This is a genomic window from Antarctobacter sp. (assembly GCF_034670325.1).
In the GTDB taxonomy this organism is placed as follows: domain Bacteria; phylum Pseudomonadota; class Alphaproteobacteria; order Rhodobacterales; family Rhodobacteraceae; genus Antarctobacter.
This window is the reverse complement of sequence record NZ_JAXMNR010000001.1, coordinates 402,556-415,402: the sequence shown is the minus strand read 5'-3', so window position 1 is coordinate 415,402 and position 12,847 is coordinate 402,556. Positions and strand designations below refer to the sequence as shown.

13 protein-coding genes are annotated in these 12,847 nt (G+C 63.8%); 5 read left to right on the top strand and 8 right to left on the bottom strand.

From position 1 onward, the window contains the following. Positions 1-74: 74 nt before the first annotated feature. From VOI21_RS02075 to VOI21_RS02065, 3 genes are all read right to left on the bottom strand, one after another. Complete coding sequence (locus VOI21_RS02075) at positions 75-1,148, bottom strand: 5-(carboxyamino)imidazole ribonucleotide synthase (RefSeq protein ID WP_323767197.1); 1,074 nt, start codon at positions 1,146-1,148, stop codon at positions 75-77. 25 nt (positions 1,149-1,173) lie between these two features. Beyond that, positions 1,174-1,662, bottom strand: a complete 489-nt coding sequence (purE, locus tag VOI21_RS02070) for a 5-(carboxyamino)imidazole ribonucleotide mutase (protein WP_323767195.1) — start codon at positions 1,660-1,662, stop codon at positions 1,174-1,176. A 75-nt stretch (positions 1,663-1,737) separates the two neighbouring features. Then, a complete protein-coding gene (locus tag VOI21_RS02065; protein WP_323767193.1) occupies positions 1,738-1,962 on the bottom strand; it encodes a YdcH family protein in 225 nt (74 codons plus the stop codon). A gap of 160 nt (positions 1,963-2,122) precedes the next feature. On the opposite strand from VOI21_RS02065, the gene VOI21_RS02060 reads away from it, so the two are divergent. The 4 genes from VOI21_RS02060 to VOI21_RS02045 all read left to right on the top strand — a co-directional run bounded on the left by VOI21_RS02060 (position 2,123) and on the right by VOI21_RS02045 (position 5,637). Then, positions 2,123-2,533 (top strand): Hsp20 family protein, encoded by a 411-nt coding sequence (locus VOI21_RS02060; protein WP_323767191.1) that lies wholly within the window; start codon positions 2,123-2,125, stop codon positions 2,531-2,533. Positions 2,534-2,538: 5 nt separating this feature from the next. Then, positions 2,539-2,766: a DUF1150 family protein gene (locus tag VOI21_RS02055; protein WP_323767189.1), complete on the top strand. Its 228-nt coding sequence runs from the start codon at positions 2,539-2,541 to the stop codon at positions 2,764-2,766. 347 nt (positions 2,767-3,113) lie between these two features. Continuing rightward, positions 3,114-4,319, top strand: coding sequence for a peptidoglycan-binding domain-containing protein (locus VOI21_RS02050; RefSeq protein ID WP_323767187.1), 1,206 nt, complete (start codon positions 3,114-3,116; stop codon positions 4,317-4,319). A gap of 91 nt (positions 4,320-4,410) precedes the next feature. Further along, positions 4,411-5,637 carry a peptidoglycan-binding domain-containing protein gene (locus VOI21_RS02045; protein ID WP_323767185.1) on the top strand — a complete coding sequence of 409 codons (1,227 nt, stop codon included), beginning with the start codon at positions 4,411-4,413 and terminating at the stop codon, positions 5,635-5,637. A 36-nt stretch (positions 5,638-5,673) separates the two neighbouring features. Here VOI21_RS02045 and VOI21_RS02040 read toward each other — a convergent pair whose 3' ends face one another. The 4 genes from VOI21_RS02040 to trxB form a co-directional block, all read right to left on the bottom strand. Then, positions 5,674-6,810, bottom strand: a complete 1,137-nt coding sequence (locus VOI21_RS02040) for a hypothetical protein (RefSeq protein WP_323767183.1) — start codon at positions 6,808-6,810, stop codon at positions 5,674-5,676. 201 nt (positions 6,811-7,011) lie between these two features. Next, complete coding sequence (locus tag VOI21_RS02035) at positions 7,012-9,090, bottom strand: bifunctional sulfate adenylyltransferase/adenylylsulfate kinase (protein WP_323767181.1); 2,079 nt, start codon at positions 9,088-9,090, stop codon at positions 7,012-7,014. Between the two features lie 127 nt (positions 9,091-9,217). Continuing rightward, the gene (locus VOI21_RS02030) at positions 9,218-9,901 is read right to left on the bottom strand and encodes an NYN domain-containing protein (RefSeq protein ID WP_323767179.1); all 684 of its coding nucleotides are present in this window, start codon (positions 9,899-9,901) and stop codon (positions 9,218-9,220) included. A gap of 141 nt (positions 9,902-10,042) precedes the next feature. After that, the gene (trxB, locus tag VOI21_RS02025) at positions 10,043-11,032 is read right to left on the bottom strand and encodes a thioredoxin-disulfide reductase (protein WP_323767176.1); all 990 of its coding nucleotides are present in this window, start codon (positions 11,030-11,032) and stop codon (positions 10,043-10,045) included. A 180-nt stretch (positions 11,033-11,212) separates the two neighbouring features. On the opposite strand from trxB, the gene VOI21_RS02020 reads away from it, so the two are divergent. Continuing rightward, on the top strand, positions 11,213-11,713 hold the full coding sequence (locus VOI21_RS02020) for an Lrp/AsnC family transcriptional regulator (RefSeq protein WP_089276733.1): 501 nt from the start codon (positions 11,213-11,215) through the stop codon (positions 11,711-11,713). Positions 11,714-11,789: 76 nt separating this feature from the next. Here the strand turns inward: VOI21_RS02020 and VOI21_RS02015 are convergent, their stop codons facing one another. Next, complete coding sequence (locus VOI21_RS02015) at positions 11,790-12,593, bottom strand: Hint domain-containing protein (protein WP_323767174.1); 804 nt, start codon at positions 12,591-12,593, stop codon at positions 11,790-11,792. Positions 12,594-12,847: the final 254 nt, after the last annotated feature.

Genomic DNA, 12,847 nt, shown 5'->3' with positions numbered 1-12,847 from the left:
CACGCAGGCCTGGGGGGGGGGGGGGGGCTCCTCAAACTCCACCCGGGATATTTCTGGACAGAAGAAGCCGGGGGTCAGGCCCGCGGAATGAAAAAGTTGGCGTGGCCCATCTTGCGGCCCGGTTTGGTGTCGGATTTGCCATAGAGGTGCAGGGCGCAGGTGGGGTCGGCGGCGAGGGATGGCACGCGGTCCATGTCATCGCCGATGAGGTTTTCCATGCGAATGTCGCTGTGGCGGCTGCCGTCGCCCAGCGGCCAGCCCGCGACGGCGCGGATGTGCTGTTCGAACTGGTCGGTCATGCAGCCATTTTGCGTCCAATGGCCGGAATTGTGCACGCGTGGGGCGATTTCGTTGATGAGCAGCCCGCCGGGGGTGACGAAAAACTCCACGCCGAGGACGCCGACGTAATCCAGCGCGTTCAGGATGCGGCCTGCGGTCAGGACGGCGTCGGTGAGGGTGCGGTTGGGCAGCGGGGCGGGCACGGTGGTGGTGCGCAGGATGCCGTCCTTGTGGACGTTCTGGCCGGGATCGAAGGCGGCGACGCGACCATCTGTGCCGCGCGCGGCGATGACGGAGATTTCGGCGGTGAAGTCGACGAAGCCTTCGAGGACAGCGGGGGCGCCTTGCAGGGCTGCGAGGGCGGTGTCGGCGTCGGCGGGGGAGGTCAGGCGGGCCTGTCCCTTGCCGTCATAGCCGAAGCGGCGGGTTTTCAGGATCGAGGGGGTGCCGATGGCGTCGATAGCCCAGGCGAGGCTGGCGGCGTCGTCCACCGGGGCGAAGGGGGCGATGTGCAGGCCGAGGTCCTGCAGGAAGGTCTTTTCGGTCAGGCGGTCCTGACTGATGCGCAGCGCCTCGCGGCCCGGGTGGATGGGGCGGAGAGTTTCGAGGATGTCGAGTGCCGTCGTCGGGATGTTCTCGAACTCATAGGTGATGGTGTCGACGGAGTTTGCGAAGCGTTCCAGCGCCTTGGCGTCGTCGTAATCGGCCTGAAGGTGATAGTTGGCCACGTGGGAGGCGGGGCAGTCTGCGCCCGGCTCATAGATGCAGGTCTTGAAGCCGAGGCGGCTGGCGGCGACGGAGAGCATGCGGCCAAGCTGGCCACCGCCAAGGATGCCGATGGTGCTGCCGGGGAGGAGGGGGGCGGTCATGGGAGTACCTGCGTTTGGGATATGGTCAGTCGCGGGTCGGTTCCTCGGCGATGGAGGCCGAGAGATCGGTGCGCCACTGGTCGAGACGGGCGGCCAGCGCGGGGTCTTGCAGGGCGAGGATGCCGGCGGCCATGAGGCCCGCGTTTTTCGCACCCGCCGCGCCGATGGCCATGGTGGCGACCGGAAAGCCGCGGGGCATCTGGAGGATGGAATAAAGGCTGTCGACACCGTTTAGGGCGCGCGTCTGAACGGGCACGCCAACCACCGGCACGCGGGTCTTGGAGGCCATCATGCCGGGCAGGTGCGCGGCACCCCCCGCGCCTGCGATGATGACCTGGAGGCCGCGCGCCACCGCCGTCTTGCCGTAGTCCCAGAGGCGGTCCGGGGTGCGGTGGGCCGAGACGATGCGGGTCTCATAGGCGACGCCGAGTTCGTCGAGAATATCGGCGGCCTCGACCATTGTGGGCCAGTCCGACTGGCTGCCCATGATGATGCCGACCTTGGGGCTGTCCATCTGTCCCTCCGCGTTAAGAGGGTTTCGTTATACGGGATGCGGAGGGGGGTGCAATGGGGGCGCTTGGACGCGCGCTCAGGCGATGATGTCGGGCAGCAGCCGGTCCTCGATCTGGGCGATCTTGTCCTTGAGTTTCAGCTTTTTCTTCTTCAGCCGTTGCAGGGTCAGCTGATCGGCGGTGCCGGTTTGCTGCAACGCACGGATTGCGTCGTCGAGGTCGCGGTGTTCGCGGCGGAAAACCTCAAGCTCGACCCGCAGGACATCGTCGTTCTTCATCGAGATATCGGTGGGCGCGTTCATGTGCCAAGTCCCCTGTCGGTCGTCCGGACCCTCAAGATAGCGATTCGAATGCTTTGCGCAAAGCCCCTTGCGCGTTTTAGACACGGTGCCCATATTTCGAGGGTCGCGGTCGCCAAACGTGGGGCCCGGTGTGACGGTCGCTTGTGCAAAGGACGTGTCGATGAGCAAACTCACCTTGGGATCTTATCCCCATATGCTTGGCTTTGAGCAGTTGGAGCGCTTGTTGGAGCGCACTGCCAAGACCAGCGAAGGCTATCCGCCGTTCAATATCGAACAGACATCGGATCATTCCTATCGCATCACTCTGGCCGTGGCCGGATTCTGCGAACGTGACCTGTCGATCACCGTGGAGGACCGGCAGCTGGTCATCCGGGGCCGACAGGGCGACGATGGAAGCGACCGAATCTTTCTGCATCGCGGGATCGCCGCGCGCCAGTTCCAGCGCTCTTTCGTGCTGGCCGATGGTGTCGAGGTCGGCGAGGCCGTCATGGAGAACGGGCTGCTGCACGTGGATCTGACGATGACGCGGCCAGAAACCGTGGTTCAGACGATCAGCATCAGGAAAGGATAATTTCGATGCATGCCAAGTATGATTTTGACAAGCTGGTCGCCGGAAAGACTGTCTATGTGCGCCCGGTGAAAACGGCGGATTTGCCGGACGACTTGCGCGAGCAGGTGGCCGGGCAGGAGACGCTGTATGCGGTCCACCGCGCCGATGGCGAGCGTCTGGCGCTGGTCAAGGACCGCTCTTTGGCCTTTGTGCTGGCGCGGCAGAACGATCTGGCGCCGGTGACGGTTCACTAGCGTTTGAGAGCGTGAGACTGTATTGAGGGGGCAAGGGGGCGTCATGCCCTAGGGATGCTTGCAGCATGACCCCCGTCTCCTTGCGGTCGTCCCCCCCCGGGATATTTTTGGACAGAAGACACCGTGGCCGCGGTGTGCGGATGCGGAATCACCGCTAGCCGCTGATGTGGCAGGAGGGTGGCGGGGCGGTTCCGGTCCATGTCCTGAGCCGTTTTGCCGTAGCCAAGAATCCCGATACCCCAAAGGTTTGGGCTTGGGCGCGCGTCGGATGGCCGGTCGCGGTCTTGACAGACCGCGCGCCGCTGGGCGTCACTGGGTGGATTGCAGTCAGCAGATTGGAGTCCCGGATGCCAAGATGGGGAGCGGCCGCTTTGGCGGTTCTGTGCCTTTTGCTGCCCGCCTCGCGGGCCGAGGCGGGCGACGTGCATGTGGCCTGTGTGCAGGGGCAGCTGGTGGCGCTGGGTCATGAGCCGGGGCCGGTGGACGGGTTGAACGGGCCGCGCACCCGCGAGGCCTTGCGCGCATATGTGGACACACTGGACGCGGCGCGGCGCGGGGTTCTGGACGCCCTACCGGCGTTCAATGCGCGCAGTTCCGTGGGCTGGTGCCGCGAGATCGGGTTGAGCGCGCCAGTGGCGCGGGCTGTGATGCCCTCATCGACGCCGCCGCAGGTTTTTATCGGGCCGGATGTCCATCCAGAGATCGCCGACCACGTCATGACCGCCTTTCTGGAGGCCGAAGAGTTCCTGTATCGCCGTTATGGTGTGCAGGTGGCCAGTCAGGTCAGGATCATCGTGGCCACCAATGCCGACGCCTGGCAGCGGTTGGTGAAAGAGGCGGGCACGATGGAGTTGCAGGCCTGGGCCGATGTGCGGGCGCGGGCGCGGCGTGACTGCGAGACGGAGTTTGGCCTTGGGGCCAGCGCCTCTCGGGATGGGTTGTCGTTCTGCGGCACCACGCTGGCGCTGCGGACCCCGGCGCTGGGTGAGTTGTACCGGATGGTTCTGTCGGTCACGATGACACATGAGGTGGTGCACAACGCCCAGCGCGAATTGAGCTATGACAAGGTGCCGCGCTGGACCAATGACCCGGACGGCGTGCGGCCCCGCATGGGGCCGGCATGGATGGTCGAAGGGTCGGCGCAGGTGATCGAACAGGCCTTTATGGAAGAGAAATACGGGCGGTTTGTGCCGGGGCTGCATGCGATGCGCACGCTGGCGGCGGGGTCGGACCTGACGCTGCGACAAATCCGGCTGGCGCAAGAGGTGCGCGAGTCCGAGGCCTATGACGTGTCGGCCTACGCGGTGGCGATGCTGGTGGAGCGCTATGGCGAGGAAACGCTGTTCCGGTTCTGGCACGTGGTGGGAGAGACCGACAACTGGTTCACCGCCTTTGAGCAGGTCTACGGCATGACCGTGCAAGAGTTCGAGGGGCTGTATACCACGCTGCGCGACGACCGCATGGCGCAGCGTGAGTTTCTGGCGGATCGCGACATGAACGGTGACCAGATCCTTGCCCATCGTCCGCTGACGGAGGCGGAACTGGGGCAATGAGGCGGCGCGCGCAGGGTACGATTCCCCTGACTTGCCGGGCGGGCCATCCGTTTCTACCTTTGGTGCCAGATAGCATCAGGGGATCAAGCCCATGACGATCACACGGATGATTTCAGCACTGGCCCTTTGTCTGGGGGCAACGGCGGGAGCCGCCGCGGCCTCTGACACGCATGTGACCTGCGTGCAGCAGCAACTGGCGCGGCTGGGTCTGGACCCTGGTGAGGCGGATGGCGTCACCGGCGTGCAGACGCGCCGCGCGGTGGCGGAATTCGTGCAGCGTCTGGAGGGCGAAGAGGCCCATGCGGTGTTCAACGCGCTGCCCGAGTTCTCAGAGCGCGCGGCGGTCGGCTGGTGCCGTGAGATTGGCTCTTATGCGCCGCAGGCGGCCGAGGTCATGCCCTCGGCAGAGCCGCCGCTGATCCTGACCAAGGACAATATCTCTCCGGTGATCCGCGGCTATATCGAGCGGTCCTATGAGGAGGCGCGCCAGACCTTTGCGGTCGAATACGGCATCACCACGGCGAGCAAGCCGGTGCTGATCGTGGCCTTTGGCCGCGACGACCTTGAAGACCTGCTGCGGCTGCCGGTGCCGGGGATCGACGATCTGTCGCCTTCGGCGGCAGAAGAGACGGCGGACGATCTGTGTGTCGGGGTCGAGCGGGTGATGGGCAGCGCCTATCGCAACCGGATCGCGCTGTGCATGCCGTCGGGCGATCAGGACGCTGTCACCTCATACGAGATCTGGCAGGGGCGCTATCAATACGTGATGCTGCACGAATACATGCACCATGTTCAGCGCGAGATGAGCTATGACAAGGTGCCCTTTGACGGGTTCGGGCGTCGCCGCATGGGGCCGTCGTGGATGGTCGAGGGCAGCGCCTATCTGGCGCAGATCAAGTCCCGCGAAGGCCCCACGCGCACGGTATCGGTGCCGATGCTGGTGTCGTTGCAGTCGCGCGATGCAGAGGACCCGATCCCGCTGGATTTCATCCGCAAGAAGCAGTCGGTGCGCAGCGATGCGGAATACTCGGCCTCGAACCTTGCGGCGGCGCTGCTGGCGCTGCGCTTTGGCGAGGACCGCATGGTCGTCTTCTGGCGCGCGGTGGGCGAAGAGGACGACTGGGATGCGGCCTTCGAGGCGGCCTACGACATGCGGATGGATGATTTCGAGGACCTGTTCGAAGACATGCGCCACGATCTGACCAAGCTGGTGAAATTCGCCCGCGCAGAGGCGCCCTACGGGGCGGACATGTTGAGGGGCTCGTCGTCGGGGCCAAGCCGGTCGGGCCATGGGGCGCGGGTGCGGTTGCGGGGCTAGTCGCAAACAGGTGGCGCGCGGTGGCCGGTCCTGACCCTAGTCATTGCCAAAGCGCAGCAAGCGCATCTCGCCGGTTGCAAGCTGCACGGCGTAGACGCGGTGCGGGTGGGGGCCGGGGCCGGCGCTGTCTTGGGTGGCCACAGCTTTGAGCAGCAGCCATCCGTCACGGTAGACATGGGGTGTCAGCGGCGGGCCGTGTTCATTGCCGTAGTCGAACAGGTCGGTCAGTCCGGGAAACCCCGTGGTCGGGATGAAGACCGAAGACCGGCTGCCGTCCAGACCAAAGACCCGAATGTCGCCCGGTCGTGAAAACGCGCCGGTCAGGATCAGTTGGCGTGTGTTCGGGTCATAGAGCAACCCGGCGGCGTCGTAGTCGTCCAGACTGGTGATCACCGACCAGTTTCCGGTCCGCGCATCGACAGCATACAGGTATCCCTCTGCCCCGACAGTGATGCAGTAGATCATCTGCGACGCCGGGTCATACACGCCTGTCACCGGCAGGAGGATCGGGGGTATGCCGGGGGTCGCGGGGAACCGCTGCGCGCCGGATGGCCCGGTCAGGCTGACCCCGGTCTCATCGAACGCGACGGTGAAATCCCCGGAATGGTTGTGGTTCTCAGTCCAGTTGCGGATGTCCGGCGAGAGGTCGTCTCCGGCGTCTAACAAGGGCGACAGGTAGTCCCGTGCGAGGGCGGCGGTTGTCGTATTGACGGACGCGACCCTCAGCGGTGCTGCGGGCGCCTTGTGCCTCGCCTGAAAGCTGCTGATACGGTCTGTTCCCGACCTGTCCGCGACACTGTCGATCAGCTGCCGGAAATCATGCCCCCACGGATTGAAGACCAGCGGCAACCCCGAGACCTGTACGCCCATCATCGGGATTCCGTACAGGGATACCTTGCTGTCCGTTGAATCCGGGCCGCTTCGGATGATGTCGCTGATGAGAGTTCCGGCGGTGGCCTCGACCTTCCAGTGCAGGATGCCGCCGTCCAGCAGCACCAGACTGACATCGCGGCCCGGTCGATCCACCAGAACACGGGCCTCTGGCAGGGCAAAGGTATCCTTGGACGGCTGCCCGCTGCCGACCGCAACAACGTGGATTTCCGGCTGTGCCAGACCCGGCGTGGCCAGTCCCAGACAGAGGAAGATCAGAAAGCTGAATCCCGTTTTACGCATCGGCATCTCACGCGGCGATCAAGCGCCAAACCGTTGCGGGGCGCAGGTCGCCGGATTGGTCGCGAGTGTACCCACGCCGCCCGGTTCCGTCGAGTCGGGGGCCGAAGGCCGCTGTGCGCCCGCCGGTCAGGGTCAGTTTCGGGGCGCAAACGAAAAAGGCCGGGCAGAGTGCCCGGCCTTACGCATGTCTTAAGGGGCCGCTTATTGCGCGGCGATCAGGCCCATCGACTCCAGCTTCAGGATGACCTGATGCGCGCAGTTGTCGACGTCGACATTCTCTGTTTCGACGATCAACTCGGCATTTGTGGGCGCTTCATAAGGGTCGGAGATGCCGGTGAATTCCTTGATCTTGCCTTCGCGCGCCAGCTTGTACAGGCCTTTGCGGTCGCGGCGCTCACATTCCTCCAGCGAGGTTGCGACGTGGACCTCGGTGAAGGCACCGTATTCCTCGATCATCTCGCGCACGGCGCGGCGGGTCGCGGTGTAGGGCGCGATGGGCGCGCAGATCGCGATTCCGCCGTTTTTGGTGATCTCGGAGGCGACATAGCCGATGCGTTTGATGTTCAGGTCGCGGTGCTCTTTCGAGAAGCCCAGTTCCGACGACAGGTGTTTGCGCACCACGTCACCGTCCAGCAGCGTCACCGGGCGACCGCCCATTTCCATCAGCTTGACCATCAGCGCGTTGGCGATGGTCGACTTGCCCGAGCCGGACAGGCCGGTGAAGAAGACGGTGAACCCTTGGTTAGAGCGCGGCGGCTTGGTCTTGCGCAGTTCGGTGACCACCTCGGGGAAAGAGAACCACTCGGGGATTTCCAGACCTTCGGCCAGACGGCGGCGCAGTTCGGTGCCCGAGATGTTCAGGATCGTGACGTTGTCCTTGTCTTCGATCTCATCGTTGGGTTCGTACTGGGCGCGTTCCTGCACATAGACCATGTGTTTGAAGTCGACCATTTCGATGCCCATTTCTTCCTGATGGGTGCGGAAGAGGTCCTGTGCATCGTAGGGGCCGTAGAAGTCTTCGCCGGCAGAGTTCTTGCCGGGGCCAGCGTGGTCGCGGCCAACGATCAGGTGGGTACAGCCGTGGTTCTTGCGGATCAGTCCGTGCCAGACCGCCTCACGCGGGCCTGCCATACGCATGGCCAGCGGCAGCAGCGACATGGTTGTGGTCGAGGCCGGGTATTTGTCCAGAACCGCCTCATAGCAGCGCACGCGGGTAAAGTGGTCAACGTCGCCCGGTTTGGTCATGCCGACAACAGGGTGGATCAGCAGGTTGGCCTGTGCCTCTTTCGCGGCGCGGAAGGTCAGTTCCTGATGCGCGCGGTGCAGCGGGTTGCGGGTCTGGAAGGCGACAACCTTGCGCCAGCCCAGCTTGCGGAAATAGGCGCGCAGTTCATTGGGTGTGTCGCGGCGGGCGCGGAAGTCATAGTGCACGGGCTGCTGGATGCCGGTCACCGGGCCGCCAAGGTAGACGTCGCCTGCGGTGTTGTGCAGGTAGTTGACCGCCGGATGGGCCAGATCGTCGGCGCCAAAGACCATTTCGGCCTCACGCGCCTTGTTCGGCAGCCATTTGTCGGTGACGGTCATGGTGCCGAGGATCACGCCCTCTTGGTCGCGCAGGGCGATGTCCTGACCGATCTCAACAGTGTCGGCGAAGGCCTGATTGACGTCGAGGGTGATCGGCATCGGCCACAGGGTGCCGTCCGCAAGGCGCATGTTTTCCACGACGCCGTTGTAGTCTTCCTCGGACAGGAAGCCCTTGAGCGGGTTGAAGCCGCCGTTCATCAGCAGTTCCAGATCGCAGATCTGGCGCGGGGTCAGGTCGTGGCTGGTCAGGTCAGCGGCTTCGACCTTGAGCTTTTGCGCGCTGTCATAAGAGACGTAGAGCTCTTGAATGGGGGCGAGGTTGTTCTGCATGAGTTTGCTCCTGTACTTCAAGGGGATGAGACCGCTTGCGCTGCCGGTCAATTCGGCATGAAGCGCGTCGTATTCGGCGAATTTGCGGGCGAGAAACTGGTCGGCGAGCCGGATCTTTTCGTCAGCGCCAAAGGGGGTCAGCGCATAGGCAAAGCGTTGACGCCGGTCGGGGCCGGACCGTTCGGTGACCTTGACCAGACCTGCGTCCGTGGCGGCGCGCAGGTAGGTGTTGAGCCGTCCCAGAGAGATGCCGATGGCCTCTGCCGTCACCCGCTGCGAAGCCTCTGGCGCGCGGTCAAGCTGACGCAAAAGGCGAAAGAGCTGGTCTTCTTCCGGCAGATTGGATGGCAGGGTGGCGGCGGGCATGTCAGGCGACTCAAAGTGTGTTCAGTGCTGAACGCATCGCACGCTTTGCACTTGCAGAAAAGACAAAGTTCGCTGCTATGGGGGATTTCCGCCGGCGTGACGTTTGCGCAACGGGGCGGATTGGCGCTTAGGCCAAAGTCCCGAACCCCTTGGGCAGGAAGCGGACCATGGCTTCGGGGCCTTTCGGATCAAGTTGGAAGAGGTGTGGGCGTTTGCTCAGGTAGCCGCGCCAGGTCTTTTCGGGGCGCGAGCTGATCTGTGCGCCATGGCTGGTGCGCATTTTGACGCTGAGGTCGGTGATCCGCATGCCCCGGCCTTGCTGGCTGTGCATGGCAATCATGCTGCGGATTTGCTGGTCAAATCCGGTGACCTCCATTTCGCAGGTCGGGGCGTCCAGCAATGCAAACCCGGCACAGGCCGCGCGAAAACCGGGCGGGGCTTTGGCTTCGCCGATACCCTGCACTTGGTGGCCAAGTTCGCGCAACCGCAGTGCAAGGTGGGTGAAATCAGAATCCGAACTGGCAAGGATAAAGGCACTGATTCCGGACGTCAGGGCCAATTCCATCGCGTCGATTGTCAGCAGAATATCGGCGGCGTTCTTGCCGGTTCCGGTGTGAAGGAGCCGATACCCTACCGTGTCCTGCCAATTCGAAAAGCCCTGGGTGTTCGCATACACGCGTGCGACCGTCACGCGGCCATGTTTCGCGGCGAAGGCCAGCACCTGCTCTGCATGGTCGGCTGCGACGTTGTCGCCATCGACCAGCACCGCAAGGGCGGGGCGGTCGGGCTTCAGAGGCTGATCGTGTAACATGTGGTTCGAAACGGCTGCTATCGAGGAATATGCCTAGCAGACTTCGTTTCGGCCCGAATTTCAATATGCGGGTTCGAAAATGAACAAAGCCCCGACGCATCATCCGGAGCCTTGGCCTTTCTATCCGCAGGTAGTGGGGTGTTATGCGCTTTCGGGTTCGTTTGCCGCATCAGGGGCGGGTTCGGCGGCTTCGCCATGTTCGGCCAGCCAGCGTTCCGCCTCCAGCGCGGCCATGCAGCCCATGCCCGCGCTGGTCACCGCCTGCCGGTATTTGTGGTCGGTCAGGTCACCGGCGGCAAAGACACCGGGAATCGAGGTGGCGGTGCTGTCGGGTTTGGTCACGACGTAGCCGCCCATGTGGGTCTCAAGGACATCCTTGACCAGTTCATTGGCGGGCGCGTGGCCGATGGCGACAAAGACACCGGCGCAGGGGATCTCGGTGATCTCACCGGTCTTGACGTGTTTGACGCGCACGCCGGTCACGCCTTTGGGCATGTCGTCGCCCACGACCTCTTCAAGTTGGTGGAACCACAGCGGTTCGATCTTGGGGTTTTTCATCAGGCGGTCGATCAGGATTTTCTCAGCCCGCAATTCGTCGCGGCGGTGGATCAGCGTGACCTTGGAGGCGAAGTTGGTCAGGAACAGCGCCTCTTCGACGGCGGTGTTGCCGCCGCCGATGACGACTATTTCCTTGCCGCGATAGAAAAAGCCGTCACAGGTGGCGCAGGCGGAGACGCCAAAGCCCTTGAACGCCTCTTCCGACGGCAGACCCAGCCATTTGGCGCGCGCGCCGGTGGCAAGGATGATCGAATCCGCCGTGTAGGTGGTGCCGCTGTCGCTGCTGGCCACAAACGGGCGCTGGTCGAAATCGACCTTCGAGATGATGTCGCCGATGATCTCAGTGCCCATGGCGCGGGCGTGTGCCTCCATCCGGACCATCAGGTCGGGGCCTTGCACCTCTGTGTCACCGGGCCAGTTTTCGACCTCTGTGGTGGTGGTCAGCTGGCCGCCGGGTTCCAGCCCCTGCACCAGGATCGGGTCCAGCATCGCGCGGCTGGCATAGACGCCGGCGGTGTAGCCGGCCGGGCCGGAGCCGATGATAAGGACCTTGGTGTGGCGTGTCTGGGACATGAAAGCTCTCCTAAGCGGCGGTGCCGTCGTCATATAGCCGCGTCGGGGGGATGAAAAAAGAGGGCGCGCGCCGTGCCGCAGGGATGGCAAGCGGCGCAAAAGAATCTTGCGCCGGGTTGAAATATTATTGCGCAGGGCCGGTAGGCTGCTATAACAATCGCGAATATGACGGGGGAGACGATGGCAGGTCACCGGCTTGATCCGATCGATCGCAAGATTCTGGCAGAACTGCAAGCCGATGGTCGGATGACCAATGTCGAACTGGCCCGACGCGTGGGCATTTCGGCCCCGCCCTGCCTGCGCCGTGTGCGTGTGCTGGAGGAGCAGGGCTATATCCGCGGATACCACGCGGATGTCGACAGCCGGTCGCTGGGGTTTGAGGTGCAGGTGTTTGTCATGGTCGGGCTGCAAAGTCAGGCCGAGGTGGACCTGAGCGCCTTTGAGGAACGCTGTCGCGCGTGGCCGCTGGTTCGGGAATGCCACATGCTGAACGGCGAGGTGGATTTCATCCTGAAATGCGTCGCCCCGGACCTGTCAACGTTCCAGAGTTTTTTGACCGGCGATCTGCTGACCGCGCCCAACGTGGCCAGCGTCAAGACCTCGCTGGTGATCCGCAACGCCAAGGATGATCCCGGCGTGCCCTTCGAGGTGCTGGAAGAACGGTTGAGCCGCTCCGCGTGACGTGGGCGGGCGAGGGGTCAGCCCCTCGCGCTCCCCGGCGGATTTGGACAGAAAAGAAACGCAGCCGTGCGTTCCGTCAGACGTTGACCAGACGGTCCACGACCTCACGCGCGGTGCGGGTCATGTCGACCTGTCCGAAATCGTCGAGATCGGTGATGTTGGGGAACATGCTGAGGTAGAGGGCGCGCATGTTCTGACCCAGCGCCTGACCGGCGGTGTTGCCGGGGTGATAGGTTTCCAGTTCCACGCCGCCGACGCGGATTGTCGTGTGGCGCTGCACCATCAGGTGGAAAAGCTGTACCGTCCCCATCGGCGTCACCTGCAAATAGCGGTCGCCGTCCACGTAGTCGCGCACCGGCGCAAGCACGCAGTCCTTGCCCAGCAGATCCTCCAGCCGAGGGTGGCGCACCACCATGCGGGCCGCAGGACCCAGTAGCAGGTCCATTGTTGGCTGGCCCATGCCAAAGGCATCTGCGGTGATCCGCGTCATATGCGTCAGGGTTGTGGCCGCATCATCGTGACCCGGCACATAGGTGGTGGAGCCGATCCATGTGACTGGTTCGCTGCCGCGTGCGGTTTCGATGTAGTCGCCGGGGACCATGTCCTCGATCGCGACAGCGCCGCGCACCGTTTCGATCAGCGTGCCGCGCGCAAAGGCGGTGGCGCATTCCTCGAAAAATGGCGAGGCGGGGGCCACGTGCTGTGTGAAAGACAGCGTGAGATCGGGGAGCAGGGCGGCGACCTCGTATTTGCGCATGAGAGAGCCTGCGCGACGAGGCCGCCCGTCCGGAGAGACCTCCTGATCCGGCTGGACAGGAGGAGAATAGGCATGATCGGCCATCGGGGCACGGCCCGAGAGGCCGCGGTGGAGACGGGTCATGTGAACACCCTTGCAACGGGTCACATCCGTGTTGGCCCCCACCAACAACGACAGACGGACGGTTTGAATAAACGCATCTGACTGGTGACAATCTGGCCGCAATTGGTGCGCTCTGTCAAAATTGGCGCAGGCCATGCGTGTTCATGCGCGACAATGCGGCAGGGTGTTGATGATTGTCGGGGTAAAATGGACGATCCCGCCACATTTTACCGCCAAGCGCGGCGAATCTCAGGTCCTGAGCGGCGCTTTGGCTG